Source organism: Streptomyces sp. NPDC059851, assembly GCF_042732005.1.
GTDB lineage: Bacteria > Actinomycetota > Actinomycetes > Streptomycetales > Streptomycetaceae > Streptomyces.
In genome coordinates, this window is the sequence record NZ_JBHWJJ010000117.1 from 12,432 (window position 1) to 27,863 (window position 15,432).

The window sequence follows — 15,432 nt, forward strand, 5'->3', positions numbered from 1 at the left end:
CTGACGCAGTGACCGACGGGGGACAGCCGCCGGCCGACGACAGAGGGAGAGAGCGATGACCGCAGTGGACCAAGGGGCGCAAGGAGCCGAGCGCACACTCGGCCAGCTGGTCGCCTCGGCCACCGCCGAGATGTCCGCCCTGGTGCACGACGAGATCGCCCTCGCCAAGGCCGAGCTCCGCGAGGACGTCCGGCGCGGGGCGACCGGCGGCATCGCCATCTCGATCGCCGGCGTGTTCGCCCTCTTCTCCCTGCCGGTGCTGAGCTTCGCCGCGGCGTACGGGATCCACAACTTGGGGCTCGGCCTCGCCTGGTCGTTCCTCATCGTCGGCGTGGCGTTCCTGCTGCTGGCGGGCTTGCTCGCGTTGATCTCCGTGTCGAAGTTCAAGAAGGTCAAGCCGCCGCAGAAGAGCATCGCCTCGGTCAAGGAGACGGCTGCCGTCCTGCAGACCGTCAAGCCGCATCCGCGGTCGGTGAGTGACCAGGCCGTGGGTGTGGCACGCTCGTCCTCATGACAGCGACCGCACCGGACTCCAGCACTCCGCCCACCGCCGCGACGGCGGTGCGCCTCGACGGCCCCTGGACGCACCGGGACGTCGCGGCCAACGGGGCCCGGTTCCACGTCGCCGAACTCGGCGACGGGCCGCTGGTGCTCCTGCTCCACGGCTTCCCGCAGTTCTGGTGGACCTGGCGGCACCAGCTGACCGCGCTGGCCGATGCCGGGTACCGCGCCGTCGCGATGGACCTGCGCGGGGTCGGCGGCAGCGACCGCACCCCCCGCGGCTACGACCCGGCCAACCTCGCGCTCGACGTCACCGGCGTCATCCGGTCCCTCGGCGAGCCGGACGCCGCCCTGGTGGGGCACGACCTGGGCGGCTACCTCGCCTGGACGGCGGCCGTGATGCGACCCAAGCTCGTGCGCCGGCTCGTCGTCTCCTCGATGCCGCACCCGCGCCGCTGGCGCTCGGCGATGCTGTCCGACTTCGGACAGACCAGGGCGAGTTCACACATCTGGGGCTTCCAGCGGCCGTTCCTCCCCGAACGGCAACTCGTAGCCGACGACGGCGCCCTCGTCGGTGAGTTGATCCGCGACTGGTCCGGGCCGCGGCTCCAGGAGGACGTGGCCGAGGAGGACCTCGCCGTGTACCGGCGGGCGATGTGCATCCCGTCCACCGCACACTGCTCGATCGAGCCGTACCGCTGGATGATGCGCTCCATGGCCCGGCCGGACGGGCTCCAGTTCAACCGCCGGATGAAGATGCCGGTGCGGGTGCCGACCCTGCACCTGCACGGCTCGCTCGACCCGGTGATGCGGACGCGCAGCGCCGCGGGCTCCGGCGAGTACGTCGAAGCCCCTTACCGCTGGCGGCTGTTCGACGGGCTCGGACACTTCCCGCACGAGGAGGACCCGGTCGCGTTCTCGGCCGAGCTGGTGAACTGGCTCAAGGACCCGGAACCCGACCGCTGACGCTCGACTCCCTTCCGTCACTGCCATCTGACGGATTGTCGGTCTTACTGTCCTACGGGCATTCAATTGCCCGGCGCATAGGCCAATTGGGCGCGCCGGACGGGGTTACCGACCTTTGCGCCCGGGCACAGCTCGTTGTATGGGCTGGACGCACGACCACGGTGACACCGCACACGACCACCGCCCGGCTGTGACGCCGGGCGGGCACGGGAGGACCGGCCGCGAGGGCCGCGACCCCCGACTCGGGATTCCGCGCATCCTGCGCCGCCGGGCCCGCTGGATGTCGGCGCGGCTGCGCCATCCGCGGACGTAGCCGGGGCGGATCCGGGGCCGTACGGACCGGCGAGCCCACCCGGACGGGCTCACCCACCCGGACGGGCTCGCCGGTCCGTACGACTCACAGGGCGCAGCCCTGGCTGTCGACCCGTCGTTCCGCGGCCTTCCCGATCCGGATGTCGTCGCGGACCTCGTCCGCCGTCAACGCGTAACCGGTGTTCGGGTCGTCGAGGGACTTCGCGAAGACGACCCCGTACACCTTGCCGTCCGAGGTCAGGAGCGGGCCTCCCGAGTTGCCCTGGCGGACGGTCGCGTACAGCGAGTACACGTCGCGGCGAACGGTGCCGCGGTGGTAGATGTCCGGGCCGTTGGCGTTGATCCGGCCGCGGACGCGCGCCGGGCGGACGTCGTACGCGCCGTTCTCCGGGAAGCCCGCGACGATCGCGTCGTTGCCGCTCACCGCGTCCTTGTCGGCCCACTCCAGCGGCGGCGCCTTCAGCTTGGGCACGTCGAGGACGGCGATGTCGCGCTCCCAGTCGTAGAGCACGACCTTCCCGTCGTACAGCTTGCCCTCACCGCCGATCTGCACGGTCGGCTCCGTGACGCCGCCGACGACGTGGGCGTTGGTCATGACCTTGCCGGGGGCGAAGACGAAGCCGGTGCCCTCCAGCACCTTGCTGCAGCTGGGCGCCGTGCCGACGACCTTCACGATCGAGCGTTTGGCGGCCGTGGCGACGGGACTCTGCGCGAGCGCCGGGTCGGGCGCCCTGACCTCGGTGATGGGCTCGTTGGAGAACGGGCTGAAGACCTGCGGGAAGCCGTTCTGGGCGAGGGTGGAGGTGAAGTCCGAGAACCAGGTGCCGGCCTGGGCGGGCAGCACCCGCGACACGCCCAGCAACACCTTGGAATTGCGGACCTCCTTGCCCAACGTGGGCAGCGATGTGCCGGCGAGGGCCGATCCGATGAGCCAGGCGACGAGCAGCATCGCGACGACGTTCACGAGGGCGCCGCCGGTGGCGTCGAGGATCCGCGCGGGCGACCACGTGATGTGGCGTCGCAGGCGGTTGCCGAGATGGGTGGTGAAGGCCTGTCCGATGGAGGCGCAGACGATGACGACGACGACGGCGATCACCACGACCGTGGTGGACACCCTCGTGCCGTTGTCGGTCACCTTGTCCCAGATCAGCGGGAGCACGGACATGGCGATGAGGCCGCCGCCCAGGAAGCCGATCACCGACAGGATGCCGACGACGAAACCCTGGCGGTAGCCGACGATCGCGAACCACACGGCAGCGACCAGCAACAGGATGTCCAGCACGTTCACGTGGGCCACCGTCTCATGCGCGCCAGTCGAGCGGGACCTGCCTCGACCGGTCCCATGGGCGCTCCCAACCTGCGAAATGCAGCATCCGGTCGATCACTCCGGCGGTGAAACCCCAGACCAGGGCATCGTTGACGGTGAAAGCGGGGCCCAAGTGGCCACTGGGGTGGACGGCGGTGGCGCGGTTCGCGGGGTCCGTGAGATCGGACACGGGCACGGTGAAGACGCGGGCGGTCTCGGCCGGGTCCACCGCACCCACCGGGCTCGGCTCGCGCCACCAGCCCAGGACCGGGGTCACCACGAACTCGCTCACCGGGATGTACAGCGCGGGCAGCACCCCGAAGAGCTGGACCCCGGCGGGGTCGAGCCCGGTCTCCTCCTCGGCCTCGCGCAGCGCGGCGTGCAGCGGGCCGGTGGTGTGCGGGTCGCCGTCCTCCGGATCGAGCGCGCCGCCGGGGAAGGAGGGCTGGCCGGGGTGGGAGCGCAGGGTCCCGGCCCGCTCCATGAGCAGCAGCTCGGGGCCGACGGGACCCTCCCCGAACAGGATGAGGACGGCGGACTGGCGGCCCCGGCCGTCCTCGGGCGGCAGGAACCGGCTGAGCTGGGTCGGGCGGACCGTCCGTACGGCCTCCACGACGGGGTCCAGCCAGTCGGGCAGCCCCCGGGTGCTCAGGCGCAGGTCGCGGCGCCCGGCGGAGTCCGGTCCGGAGCCCGGCCCGGTGTGCTGCCCGGTGTCCTGCGCCGGTCGCGCGGCCGCCTGGGCCACTCCGCTGTCGTCCCGCGCTCCGCGCGTCATAGGCACCCCTGCTCCTGCCGTTGCTGTTGCTGTCGCCGACACCGTCGGGCACCGGCCCGGCACGGGACGGGACCGCAGCCGTCCTGCAGCCGTCCCTGCACCGGCCCGGCACCGGACCGCAGCCGTACCGACACCGGGACAACGCCGCCCCGGTCCGGATTCGTTCCACCGCGGGCCGCCGCCGTGGCGGCCGCCCGCGCCCTGCTCAGACCGCCGCCGGGGCTCCGCCCAGCGGCTGGGCCGGGAGGCCCGGGTAGTCCGCCGGCGGGTTCAGCCGCTGGCCCGGCTGGCCGCCCTTCTCGTACTTCAGCAGCTTCTTCGCCTTCTCCGGGTCCGTCTCGCCCTCCCCGTACGCGGGGCAGAGCGGGGCGATCGGGCAGGCGCCACAGGCCGGCCGGCGCGCATGGCAGATGCGGCGGCCGTGGAAGACGACGCGGTGCGAGAGCATCGTCCACTCGCTCTTGGGGAAGATCGCGCAGATTTCCGCCTCGACCTTCTCCGGGTCCTCCTGCTCGGTCCACTTCCAGCGCCGCACCAGCCGCCCGAAGTGGGTGTCCACGGTGATCCCGGGGACGCCGAACGCATTGCCGAGCACCACGTTGGCCGTCTTGCGGCCGACTCCGGGCAGGTTCACCAGGTCCTCCAGACGGCCCGGGACCTCCCCGCCGAAGTCGTCCCGCAGGGCCTGCGAAATGCCGAGGAGGGCCTTGGCCTTCGCCCGGAAGAACCCGGTCGGTCGGATGATCTCCTCCAGCTCCTCGGGTACGGCCGCCGCCATGTCCTCCGGGGTCGGGTACGCGGCGAACAGGGCCGGCGTCGTCTGGTTGACGCGGAGGTCTGTGGTCTGGGCGGACAGGACGGTCGCAACCAGCAGTTCGAAGGGGTTCCGGAAGTCGAGTTCGGGATGGGCGTACGGGTAAACCTCGGCCAGTTCCCGATTGATCCTGCGGGCCCGGCGGATCATGGCCAGACGGGATTCCGGTTTCTTGGTCGAAGTTTTGCCCGGGGGCTTCGGCCGGGCCTTCTCGGGCTTCCCGGGGCGCTCCGGCACCTCCCGGGGGGCTTGTTCGCCCACGGCTGAATCGGCCGCGCGCGTCACTCGCGCGGACCCCTTGGCCTGTGCTCTCACCGGCTTATTGGACACCCGGCCAGCCTAAGCCCGGCCGCCCGAACCCGCCCGGACCTCAGGTAACACCACCCCGATTGGCCTCTCGCCGCACAGCATGCCCGTGCGTCCGGCATCCTTGTGATTGATCGCACTGTTTGAGGCGTCCGGCAAAATGGGGAACACGGTCCCCTGAGCTGGTCGACATAGGAGAGAGACTCGTGGACGACGTTCTGCGGCGCGCCCCGCTGTTCGCGGCGCTCGATGACGAGCAGGCCGCGGAGCTCCGCGCCTCCATGAGCGAGGTGACTCTCGCACGCGGCGACGCCCTGTTCCACGAGGGCGACCCCGGTGACCGGCTGTACGTCGTGACCGAGGGCAAGGTGAAGCTGCACCGCACCTCCCCCGACGGCCGCGAGAACATGCTGGCCGTCCTCGGCCCCGGCGAGCTGATCGGCGAGCTCTCGCTGTTCGACCCGGGCCCGCGCACCGCCACCGCCACCGCCCTCACCGAGGTCAAGCTCCTCGGCCTGGGCCACGGCGACCTCCAGCCCTGGCTGAACGCCCGGCCCGAGGTCGCGAGCGCCCTGCTGCGCGCGGTGGCCCGCCGTCTGCGCAAGACCAACGACCAGATGTCCGACCTGGTCTTCTCCGACGTCCCGGGCCGCGTGGCCCGCGCGCTCCTGGACCTGTCGCGCCGGTTCGGCGTGCAGTCGGAGGAGGGCATCCACGTCGTGCACGACCTGACGCAGGAGGAGCTCGCCCAGCTCGTCGGCGCCTCCCGCGAGACCGTGAACAAGGCCCTGGCCGACTTCGCCGGCCGCGGCTGGCTCCGGCTGGAGGCCCGCGCCGTGATCCTGCTGGACGTGGAGCGACTGGCCAAGCGGTCCCGCTGACACCCGCCGCCGCAGCCGGTGGCCGGCAGCCGGTGGCCGGAAGTCGACGGGTCCGCCGGGCCGTCCTCCGGCCCGTACGCGCATGCGCGGGAGGGGCCCTGCCCGGGTAGCCCGGGCAGGGCCCCTCCGTGCTGTCACGGGCCCCCGCGTGCCCCGGCTCGTACACGACCGGGCACAGTGGCCCCATGGAGCCTCGGGGAGTGGACGCGTACGGGTACTTCGAGCGGGAGGGCTCGCTGGGCCGGGTGCAAGAGGCCTTCGCGCCGGTCGTCGCCGCCGCGCGGGCCCTCGTCGCCGACGCGTACGGGCCCCGGCTGCACAGCGCCTACCTGTACGGGTCCGTACCGCGCGGCACGGCCTGCCCGGGGCGCTCGGACCTCGACCTGCTCCTCGCCCTGCACCACGAGCCCGCCGACGAGGACCGGGACGCCGCAGAGGTGCTGGCGCGGACCCTGGACGAGGAGTTCCCGCAGATCGACGGGGCCGGTGTGCTGCTGTACGGCAGGGCGCGGCTGCTGAGCGAGCAGGAACGTTACGACATGGGCTGGTTCCTCGCCTGCCTGTGCACCCCGCTGCTCGGCCCCGACCTCGCCGAGGAGCTGCCCCGCTACCGCCCGGACCCCGTGCTGGCCCGCGAGACCAACGGCGATCTGGCGGCCCTCCTGCCCCGCTGGCGGGCCCGGCTGGACGAGGCGGCCGCGCCCGGGGACGTCCGGCGGCTCAGCCGCGGCATCGCCCGGCACCTGGTGCGCACGGGGCTCATGCTCGTCATGCCGCGCTGGGGCGGCTGGACCAGCGATCTCCCCGAGTCCGCGGAGGTCTTCGCCCGCTACTACCCGCAGCGCGCGGCACAGATGCGGGCCGCCGCCGCGGTGGCTCTGGAACCGGTCTCCGACCCGTCCGTGCCGCGTGCGCTCGTCGACGACCTGGGGCCGTGGCTGGCGGAGGAGTACACCGCCCGCCTGGGCACGAAGACCCCGCGCTAGACCGCCCCGACCCGGCGGGGCGGGCGGCCTCGACGGGTTGCTGACGCCGCCGGCGAGCGGTGGCGACCCCCAGGTAGCGCCGGGGAGCGCCGGCGACCGCCAGGGAGCGCCGGCTGCCGGGGTGTCAGGCGCGGCCCGGCAGGGCCGCCGCCATCGCTTCGACGGCCCGCTTGGCCTCGACCAGGTCCGCCCCGGTGGCGGCCCGGTAGGCCTTGATCGCCTCGATCGTGCGGCCTTCGCGCAGCAGCTCCCGTACGCCCTCCAGGCCCGCCGGCTCCGGCTCCTCGATGCCCAGGTGGCCCAGGACGAGGCCCAGGCGCCGCTCCAGGCGCTCCGCCCTGCGCTCCAGGGCCTTCATGCGCAGGGTCACGGTCGAGGCGGTCCACGCGGCACAGGCGAGTACGGCGAGCAGCAGGATCAGCGTGTTCATTCGGGCCCCCCGGGGATCAGTCCGTGATCTTGAAGGTACTCCAGCTGCGCCCGCACCGACCACTCGGCGGCGGGCCACAGGGAGCGGTCGACGTCCGCGTAGACGTGGGCGACGACCTCCTCCGGGGTGGTGTAGCCGTCTTCGACGGCGGTCTCGACCTGGGCGAGCCGGTGCGCACGGTGGGCGAGGTAGTACTCCACCGCGCCCTGCGCGTCGTCCAGCACCGGGCCGTGGCCGGGCAGCACCGTGTGCACGCCGTCGTCGACCGTCAGCGAGCGCAGCCGGCGCAGCGAGTCGAGGTAGTCGCCGAGGCGCCCGTCGGGGTGGGCGACGACGGTGGTGCCCCGGCCGAGGATCGTGTCACCGGTCAGGACGGCCCGGTCGGCGGGCAGGTGGAAGCAGAGCGAGTCGGCGGTGTGCCCGGGGGTCGGGACCACGCGCAGCTCCAGGCCGCCGGTGCGGATCACGTCGCCTGCGGCCAGCCCCTCGTCACCGAGGCGCAGGGCCGGGTCGAGGGCCCGGACCTTGGTGCCGGTGAGCTCGGCGAAGCGGCCGGCGCCCTCGGCGTGGTCGGCGTGGCCGTGCGTGAGGAGGGTCAGCGCGATGCGTTTGCCCGCCCGTTCGGCGGTCTCGACGACGGCCCGCAGGTGCGCCTCGTCCAGCGGGCCGGGATCGATGACGACGGCGAGGTCGGAGTCGGGCTCGGAGACGAGCCAGGTGTTGGTGCCGTCGAGGGTCATGGCCGAGGCGTTCGGGGCCAGGACGTTGGTGGCGCGGGCGGTGGCCGGCCCGGAGGAGGCCACTCCGCGGGGCTGGCCGGGCAGGGCTGCGGCATCGGTCACGACCCACCTCCGAAGGTGACGCGCTTCGTGAACTCGTCGTGGCCGGGCCAGCTGAGCACCACCTCGCCGTTCTCCAGCGCCGCCTGCGCCAGTACGGGGTCCAGGTCCTGGCCGGCGGATGCGGCGAGGGCGTCGGCGGCGCTCCGGTAGGGCTCCAGCGACCGCAGGGTGGAGATGGTGGGCGGCATCATCAGCAGTTCGCCCCCGTCGTAGCCGTCGGCGGCGTCGGCGGGGCGGATCCACACGGTCCGGTCGGCCTCGGTGGAGGCGTTGCGGGTGCGCTGGCCCTCGGGGAGGGCGGCGACGAAGAACCAGGTGTCGTAGCGGCGCGGCTCGAACTCCGGGGTGATCCAGCGGGCCCACGCGCCGAGCAGGTCGGAGCGCAGCAGCAGGCCGCGGCGGTCCAGGAAGGCGGCGAAGGACAGCTCGCGGGCGACGAGGGCCTGCCGGTCGGCCTCCCAGTCCGCACCGGTGGTGTCCCCGACGACGGTGTCGGCGGTCTCGCCCGCGAGGAGGACGCCCGCCTCCTCGAAGGTCTCGCGGACGGCGCCGCAGACGATGGCCTGGGCGGTACGGGCGTCGGTGCGCAGGCGGGCCGCCCAGTCGTCCAGGTCCGGTCCGGCCCAGCCGACGAGGCGGTCCTCGTCGCGCGGGTCGACGGCGCCGCCGGGGTAGGCGTACGCGCCGCCCGCGAAGGCCATGGTGGTCCGACGGCGCAGCATGTGCACGACCGGGCCGGCCGCGGTGTCCTTCAACAGCATCACGGTGGCGGCGCGTCTGGGCTCCACCGGCGTGAGGGAGCCGTCCGCGAGCGCGCGGATCCGGTCGGGCCACTCCGGCGGGTACCACTGCCCTCCGGCGGGGGTGGCTCCGTGTGTCCGCTGCTGTGCCTGCTCACCGTGGGGCATGCCCGGATGCTACGGCCATCCGGCCCGATGTTCGAGAGCTGCCCCCGGGGGCGGGCCCGCTTCGCCGCCGGCGTGCGGGCCCTGCAGGGTCCCGGGGCAGCCCCCCGGAGAAGCCCGGGGCCCCGGATGCGCCGGGGTGTGCCGGGGTGTGCCGGTGCGTCCCCGGGGCGGGGGCCCGTGGACGTGCCCGGGGCCGGGTCAGGCGTCGGGCAGCAGCTCGACCTGGATCTCGACCTCGACCGGGGCGTCCAGCGGGAGCACCGCCACGCCCACGGCGCTGCGGGCGTGGACGCCCTTGTCCCCGAGCACCTCGCCGAGGAGCTCGGACGCGCCGTTGAGGACGGCCGGCTGGGCCGTGAAGTCGGGGGCCGAGGCGATGAAGCCGACGACCTTCACGACGCGCGCGATCCGGTCGAGGTCGCCCGTGACGGACTTCACCGCGGCCAGGGCGTTCAGCGCGCAGATCCCCGCGAGCTCCTTGGCCTGCTCGGGCGAGACCTCGGCGCCGACCTTGCCGGTCACCGGCAGGCTGCCCTTGACCATCGGGAGCTGGCCCGCGGTGAACACGTAGGTGCCCGAGCGGACGGCCGGCTGGTACGCGGCCAGCGGCGCGGCGACCTCGGGGAGGGTCAGGCCGAGCTCGGCCAGCTTCGCTTCGACGGCGCCGCTCATGCCTTCTCCCGCTTGAGGTAGGCCACGAGCTGCTCGGGGTTGTTCGGGCCGGGCACGACCTGGACGAGCTCCCAGCCGTCCTCGCCCCAGGTGTCCAGGATCTGCTTGGTGGCGTGGACCAGCAGCGGGACCGTCGCGTATTCGAACTTCTTGGTCATGGGGGCGAGCGTATCGCCTGTCGCACGGGGAAAACGCCCGGCGGGAGCGCGACGGCGGCGCGGCGGCCGGCTCCCGGGTCCGGCGGAGGGAGAGGGTCCTGCGCGGCGCGATGACCGAGTGGTTAGGCTCAGAGGCTGTGAGCAGGCTCCAGGTGGTCAGCGGCAAGGGCGGAACCGGAAAGACCACGGTTGCCGCGGCACTCGCGCTCGCCCTCGCACGCGAGGGTGGGCGGACGCTTCTGGTGGAGGTCGAGGGCAGGCAGGGGATCGCACAGCTCTTCGGGACGGAGGAGCTCCCGTACGAGGAGCGCAGGATCGCCGTCGCCCCGGGCGGCGGGGAGGTGTTCGCGCTCGCCATCGACGCGGAGCGGGCACTGCTGGACTACCTCCAGATGTTCTACAAGCTCGGCTCGGCCGGCCGCGCGCTGAAGAAGCTCGGGGCCATCGACTTCGCGACGACGATCGCGCCCGGGCTGCGGGACGTGCTGCTGACCGGCAAGGCGTGCGAGGCGGTGCGCCGCAAGGACAAGGCCGGCCGGTACGTGTACGACCACGTGGTCATGGACGCGCCGCCGACGGGGCGGATCACCCGTTTCCTGAACGTCAACGACGAGGTGGCGGGGTTGGCCAGGTTCGGGCCGATCCACAACCAGGCACAGGCCGTGATGAACGTCCTCAAGTCCCCGGAGACGGCGGTCCACTTGGTGACGCTGCTGGAGGAGATGCCCGTCCAGGAGACCGCCGACGGGATCGCCGAACTGGTGGAGGCCGGGCTCCCGGTGGGTCGGGTCGTGGTCAACATGGTCCGTCCGCACCATCTGGACGAGGAGGCGCTGCGGGCCGCGGGCAGCGAACACCGCGCCGGCGTGGCCCGGGCGCTGTCCCGGGCCGGCCTGGGCGGCGCCCGGGACGGCGGGGAGGCGGAGCAGCTGGTGGAGCCGCTGCTCGCGCAGGCCGCCGAGCACGCGAGCCGGGTGGGGCTGGAGCGGGCGCAACGGGCCGTGCTGCGGGAGCTGCCGGTGCCGACGTACGAACTCCCGCTGCTCGGCGCGGGGATGGATCTGGCCGGGCTGTACGAGCTGGCCTCGGAGCTGCGGAAACAGGCGGGCGAGGAATGAGTGAGGCCATGGGCGCGTCGTCGTCGCCGGAGCTGTCCGTGGACCGGCTGCTGGACGACCGCGACACCCGGATCATCGTGTGCTGCGGTGCGGGCGGGGTCGGCAAGACCACGACCGCCGCAGCCCTGGGCCTGCGGGCGGCGGAGCGCGGCCGGAAGGTGGTCGTGCTGACCATCGACCCGGCACGCCGGCTGGCCCAGTCGATGGGGATCGACGCCCTGGACAACACCCCGCGCAGGGTCTCCGGCGTGGCCGGCGACCGCGGTGAACTGCACGCCATGATGCTGGACATGAAGCGGACCTTCGACGAGATCGTCGAGGCGCACGCGGACGGCGAGCGGGCCCGGGCGATCCTGGCCAACCCCTTCTACCAGTCCCTGTCGGCCGGCTTCGCGGGCACGCAGGAGTACATGGCGATGGAGAAGCTGGGGCAGTTGCGGGCCCGGGACGACTGGGACCTGATCGTGGTGGACACCCCGCCGAGCCGGTCCGCGCTGGACTTCCTCGACGCGCCCAAGCGGCTCGGGTCGTTCCTGGACGGGAAGTTCATCCGGGTGCTGATGGCGCCGGCGAAGGTCGGCGGCCGGGCCGGGATGAAGTTCCTCAACGTCGGCATGTCGCTGATGACGGGCACCCTCAGCAAGTTGATGGGGGCTTCGCTGCTGAAGGACGTCCAGACCTTCGTGGCGGCGATGGACACGATGTTCGGCGGCTTCCGCACCCGGGCGGACGCGACGTTCCGGCTGCTCCAGGCTCCGGGAACGGCCTTCCTGGTGGTCGCGGCCCCCGAGCCGGACGCCCTGCGCGAGGCCGCGTACTTCGTGGAGCGACTGGCCGCGGAGCGGATGCCGCTGGCCGGGCTCGTGGTGAACCGGGTGCACGGCAGCGGCGCCGACGGGCTGTCCGCCGAGCGGGCCCTCGCCGCCGCAGACAATCTTGAGCGGGGCGGCATTGTGGATCAGGAGGCCGGGAAAGCTGGACTTCGTGACTCGGCCGCAGAAGACGTGCACGCGGACCCGGCCCCGGGCCCGGAGGCGGGCTCGCACGCCGGCGCGGGCACGACCACGGTGACGACCGCGGGGACGACCGCGGGGACGACCGCCGGCACGGACGCGGAAGCGGACGGTATCGCGGCAGGGCTGCTCCGCCTGCACGCCGAACGCATGCAGGTGATCGCGCGCGAGCAGCGCACGCGCGACCGGTTCACCTCACGGCACCCCGAGGTGGCGGTGACCGAGGTGGCCGCCCTGCCCGGCGATGTGCACGACCTCGCCGGGCTGCGGGCCATCGGAGAACGCCTCGCGGCCGGGGTTCCGGCCGGAGCGTAGGCGACCGTACGGCGACGGGTGTACGCGGGACGGCGGGGGATCTACCCGGCCGCCGCGTACGTCTCGTACGGGACGTCCATCTCCGCATCGACATCCACGGTGAGGATGCCCGTGCTGCGTTCGTACTCCATGCGGGCCGTTTCGAGCAGCCGCCGCCACGAGGTGACGGTGGGACGCCGGCGCAGCAACGCGCGACGCTCCCGCTCGGTCATTCCGCCCCACACGCCGAACTCGACACGATTGTCGAGCGCGTCGGCCAGGCACTCGGTCCGCACCGGACACCCGGTGCACACCGCCTTGGCCCTGTTCTGTGCCGCTCCTTGAACGAACAGTTCATCCGGATCGGTAGTGCGGCAGGCTGCCTGCGCACTCCAGTCGGTTACCCAGCCCATCCCGGCGCCGTCCTCTCCCGAATCGAGGCTCCCCCACGGCGGTAGCGGCATATTCACCGCTGCCAGTTGAGGACGTTACGGAAGGCGGGGACGGCGCAACACCCCCGACGGGCCCAATCTTGAATGGTCCGAACGGACTATGGGTAAGCGGCAGATCACCCGACGGAGTGATGGGACGACATGCCCGACCATTCCGGCGATTCGGATGAAATCGGCGGACCGGGGCTGAGCGGCCGTCAGGGTGAGCGGCGGGATTCGGACATAAGTTCACCCCATTCGGGAAGGGTGAAAATCAAGCCGAGGGGTTGATGTCGCACCGCACTGCTGTGACAGTTGGGGACAGCTTAGGCCAAGGCATTCGCGTGTGTCCGGCGAATGAGAACGTAGGCTGCCCTCCATGGGAAAGAAGCGCTCGGGCGCCGGGCTCACGGGGCCGCAGCAGGCCGCCAAGTTCCTCGGGCTGTCCGTTCTCTCCGGAGTCGTTCTGGCAGGCATCGCCATCCCGGGCGCCGGGGCCCTCGGGCTGGCCGCCAAGGGCACGGTCGAAGGGTTCGACGAGATCCCGGCCAATCTCAAGACCCCGCCGCTCAGTCAGCGCACCACGATTCTGGACGCCGAGGGTGGCCTGATCGCCACGGTGTACTCGCGTGACCGGCAGGTGGTCCCGCTCACGGCCATCTCGCCGTACATGCAGAAGGCGATCGTCGCGATCGAGGACTCGCGCTTCTACGAGCACGGCGCCGTCGACCTCAAGGGCATCCTGCGCGCGGTCAACCGCAACGCGCAGGAGGGCGGCGCCGCGCAGGGCGCCTCGACGCTCACGCAGCAGTACGTGAAGAACGTCTTCGTCGAGGAGGCCGGCGACGACGAGACCAAGGTGCGCGAGGCCCAGGAGAAGAGCCTCGGGCGCAAGATCCGCGAGCTGAAGTTCTCGATCCAGGTCGAGGAGGAGCTCGGGAAGAAGAAGATCCTCGAGAACTACCTCAACATCACGTACTTCGGCCAGCAGGCGTACGGCATCGAGTCCGCTTCCCAGCGCTACTTCAGCAAGCCGGCCAAGGACCTCACCCTGGAGGAGTCGGCGCTGCTCGCCGGCCTCGTGCAGTCGCCGAGCCGGTACGACCCGGTGAACGACAGCCAGGAGGCGATGAAGCGCCGCAACATCGTCCTCCAGCGGATGGCCGACGTGAAGGACGTCTCGCAGGCCGAGGCGGACGAGGCGAAGAAGAAGCCCGTCCAGCTGAAGGTGACCCGGCCCAAGAACGGCTGCATCACCGCCGTCAAGGGTGCGGGCTTCTTCTGCGACTACGTGCGCAACACGTTCTTGACCGACCCGGTCTTCGGCAAGACCCGCGAGGAGCGGGCCAAGCTCTGGAACCGGGGCGGCCTGACCGTCCGTACGACGCTGGACCCGCAGTCACAGGACTCGGTCAACGAGTCGATCAAGGAACACGTCAGCCAGGACGACAAGGTCGCCACGGCCGTCACCCTGGTACAGCCCGGCACCGGCCGCGTCGTGGCCATGGGCCAGTCCAAGCCCTACGGCTTCGGCAAGAACGAGACGCAGATCAACTTCTCCGTCGACAAGCGGATGGGCGGATCCAGCTTCGGCTTCCCGACCGGCTCGACCTTCAAGCCGTTCGTCGCGGCCGCAGCCCTGGAGGAGGGCATCTCCCCGGGCAAGGTGTACTCCTCGCCCTACCAGATGGAGTACCCGAGCCCGGTGCAGACCTGCGGCAGCAAGCCCTGGGTCAACACCGCCCACGAGCGCCTGGAGAACGAGCAGGAGTCCGAGGTCGGCCCGTACGGCATGAACCAGGCGATGGCCAAGTCGGTCAACACCTACTTCGTGCAGATGATCACGGAGACCGGGGTGTGCCCGGTGACCGAGATGACCACCAAGCTCGGCGTGGTCCCCGCCGACGGCACCAAGCTGCCCGAGGTCCCCGCCATCGCGCTCGGCACCGAGGGCATGTCCCCGCTGACCATGGCCAACGCGTACGCGGCCTTCGCCAACCGCGGCGTGCACTGCACGCCCGTCTCCATCGAGTCCATCACCGACGCCCACGGCAAGGCCCTGTCCGTGCCGAAGACCAAGTGCGAGCGCGTGATGACGGAGCGGACCGCCGACACGATCAACAGCCTGCTGCTCGGCGTGGTCGACTCCGGTACGGGTACGGCGGCCGGTCTGACCGACCGGCAGAACGCCGGCAAGACCGGTACCACCGACAGCCGCTACAACGCCTGGTTCGTCGGGTACACGCCGAACATGTCCGGCGCGACCTGGGTCGGCTCGGGCGGCTCCAAGCAGGTGTCGATGGAGAACATCACCATCGGCGGCCGCTACTACGACAAGGTGTACGGCGGCGGGCTGCCCGGCCCGATCTGGAAGCAGGCGGTCAGCGGGGCCCTCGCCGGCCGCGAGGCCCCGAGCTTCGTCACGGTCGGCCTCCCCGACACCGGCACCCCCGGCGGCACCGGCAAGCCCACCCCGCCGACCAACCCGACGAAGCCCAACAAGCCGGGCAAGCCCACCAAGCCGGGCGGCGACGGCAAGCCCGGCACCACCACCGGCGGCACCACGGGCGGCACCACGGGCGGCACCACGGGCGGGGGCACCACCCCGACGAACCCGTTCCCCGGGATCACCCTGGAACCCGGCGTGATCGGCGGCCGCGACACGCAGTAGCGGGAACACGAAGGAGCGGGAACACCGAGAAGCGGTGGGGCCCGGTGC

16 protein-coding genes are annotated in these 15,432 nt (G+C 72.2%); 7 read left to right on the forward strand and 9 right to left on the reverse strand.

The window, feature by feature from the left end; genetic code table 11:
* Positions 1–55: 55 nt before the first annotated feature.
* The gene (locus tag ACFV7Q_RS29740; protein WP_385433011.1) at positions 56–514 is read left to right on the forward strand and encodes a phage holin family protein; all 459 of its coding nucleotides are present in this window, start codon (positions 56–58) and stop codon (positions 512–514) included.
* A complete protein-coding gene (locus tag ACFV7Q_RS29745; protein WP_385433013.1) occupies positions 511–1,467 on the forward strand; it encodes an alpha/beta fold hydrolase in 957 nt (318 codons plus the stop codon). The genes ACFV7Q_RS29740 and ACFV7Q_RS29745 overlap by 4 nt, the downstream gene beginning before the upstream one ends.
* Before the next feature lie 397 nt (positions 1,468–1,864).
* Here ACFV7Q_RS29745 and ACFV7Q_RS29750 read toward each other — a convergent pair whose 3' ends face one another.
* The 3 genes from ACFV7Q_RS29750 to nth all read right to left on the reverse strand — a co-directional run bounded on the left by ACFV7Q_RS29750 (position 1,865) and on the right by nth (position 4,824).
* Positions 1,865–3,067, reverse strand: a complete 1,203-nt coding sequence (locus tag ACFV7Q_RS29750; protein ID WP_385433015.1) for a MarP family serine protease — start codon at positions 3,065–3,067, stop codon at positions 1,865–1,867.
* Positions 3,068–3,080: 13 nt separating this feature from the next.
* Positions 3,081–3,860 carry an NUDIX hydrolase gene (locus tag ACFV7Q_RS29755; RefSeq protein WP_385433017.1) on the reverse strand — a complete coding sequence of 260 codons (780 nt, stop codon included), beginning with the start codon at positions 3,858–3,860 and terminating at the stop codon, positions 3,081–3,083.
* 205 nt (positions 3,861–4,065) lie between these two features.
* Positions 4,066–4,824, reverse strand: a complete 759-nt coding sequence (nth, locus tag ACFV7Q_RS29760; RefSeq protein WP_385433019.1) for an endonuclease III — start codon at positions 4,822–4,824, stop codon at positions 4,066–4,068.
* A gap of 362 nt (positions 4,825–5,186) precedes the next feature.
* Here nth and ACFV7Q_RS29765 point away from each other — a divergent pair, with 362 nt between their 5' ends.
* Both ACFV7Q_RS29765 and ACFV7Q_RS29770 read left to right on the forward strand, forming a co-directional pair.
* On the forward strand, positions 5,187–5,861 hold the full coding sequence (locus tag ACFV7Q_RS29765) for a Crp/Fnr family transcriptional regulator (protein ID WP_010473292.1): 675 nt from the start codon (positions 5,187–5,189) through the stop codon (positions 5,859–5,861).
* A 185-nt stretch (positions 5,862–6,046) separates the two neighbouring features.
* A complete protein-coding gene (locus tag ACFV7Q_RS29770; RefSeq protein WP_385433021.1) occupies positions 6,047–6,847 on the forward strand; it encodes a nucleotidyltransferase in 801 nt (266 codons plus the stop codon).
* Positions 6,848–6,971: 124 nt separating this feature from the next.
* On the opposite strand, the gene ACFV7Q_RS29775 is transcribed toward ACFV7Q_RS29770, so the two are convergent.
* From ACFV7Q_RS29775 to ACFV7Q_RS29795, 5 genes are all read right to left on the reverse strand, one after another.
* Positions 6,972–7,277, reverse strand: coding sequence for a hypothetical protein (locus tag ACFV7Q_RS29775; RefSeq protein WP_385433023.1), 306 nt, complete (start codon positions 7,275–7,277; stop codon positions 6,972–6,974).
* Positions 7,274–8,119 carry an MBL fold metallo-hydrolase gene (locus tag ACFV7Q_RS29780; RefSeq protein WP_385433025.1) on the reverse strand — a complete coding sequence of 282 codons (846 nt, stop codon included), beginning with the start codon at positions 8,117–8,119 and terminating at the stop codon, positions 7,274–7,276. The genes ACFV7Q_RS29775 and ACFV7Q_RS29780 overlap by 4 nt, the downstream gene beginning before the upstream one ends.
* Positions 8,116–9,027, reverse strand: a complete 912-nt coding sequence (locus ACFV7Q_RS29785) for an NUDIX hydrolase (protein WP_385433027.1) — start codon at positions 9,025–9,027, stop codon at positions 8,116–8,118. The genes ACFV7Q_RS29780 and ACFV7Q_RS29785 overlap by 4 nt, the downstream gene beginning before the upstream one ends.
* Before the next feature lie 198 nt (positions 9,028–9,225).
* Entirely contained in the window at positions 9,226–9,699 is a 474-nt protein-coding gene (locus ACFV7Q_RS29790; protein ID WP_385433029.1) for a RidA family protein, read from the reverse strand.
* Positions 9,696–9,857 (reverse strand): DUF4177 domain-containing protein, encoded by a 162-nt coding sequence (locus ACFV7Q_RS29795; RefSeq protein ID WP_007264966.1) that lies wholly within the window; start codon positions 9,855–9,857, stop codon positions 9,696–9,698. The genes ACFV7Q_RS29790 and ACFV7Q_RS29795 overlap by 4 nt, the downstream gene beginning before the upstream one ends.
* Before the next feature lie 137 nt (positions 9,858–9,994).
* On the opposite strand from ACFV7Q_RS29795, the gene ACFV7Q_RS29800 reads away from it, so the two are divergent.
* Complete coding sequence (locus ACFV7Q_RS29800; protein WP_385433031.1) at positions 9,995–10,975, forward strand: ArsA family ATPase; 981 nt, start codon at positions 9,995–9,997, stop codon at positions 10,973–10,975.
* An 8-nt stretch (positions 10,976–10,983) separates the two neighbouring features.
* The gene (locus ACFV7Q_RS29805) at positions 10,984–12,303 is read left to right on the forward strand and encodes an ArsA family ATPase (protein ID WP_385433032.1); all 1,320 of its coding nucleotides are present in this window, start codon (positions 10,984–10,986) and stop codon (positions 12,301–12,303) included.
* 41 nt (positions 12,304–12,344) lie between these two features.
* On the opposite strand, the gene ACFV7Q_RS29810 is transcribed toward ACFV7Q_RS29805, so the two are convergent.
* Complete coding sequence (locus ACFV7Q_RS29810) at positions 12,345–12,695, reverse strand: WhiB family transcriptional regulator (RefSeq protein ID WP_179174215.1); 351 nt, start codon at positions 12,693–12,695, stop codon at positions 12,345–12,347.
* A 397-nt stretch (positions 12,696–13,092) separates the two neighbouring features.
* Between ACFV7Q_RS29810 and ACFV7Q_RS29815 the strand changes: the two genes are divergently transcribed.
* The gene (locus ACFV7Q_RS29815; protein ID WP_385433034.1) at positions 13,093–15,384 is read left to right on the forward strand and encodes a transglycosylase domain-containing protein; all 2,292 of its coding nucleotides are present in this window, start codon (positions 13,093–13,095) and stop codon (positions 15,382–15,384) included.
* Positions 15,385–15,432 lie beyond the last annotated feature (48 nt).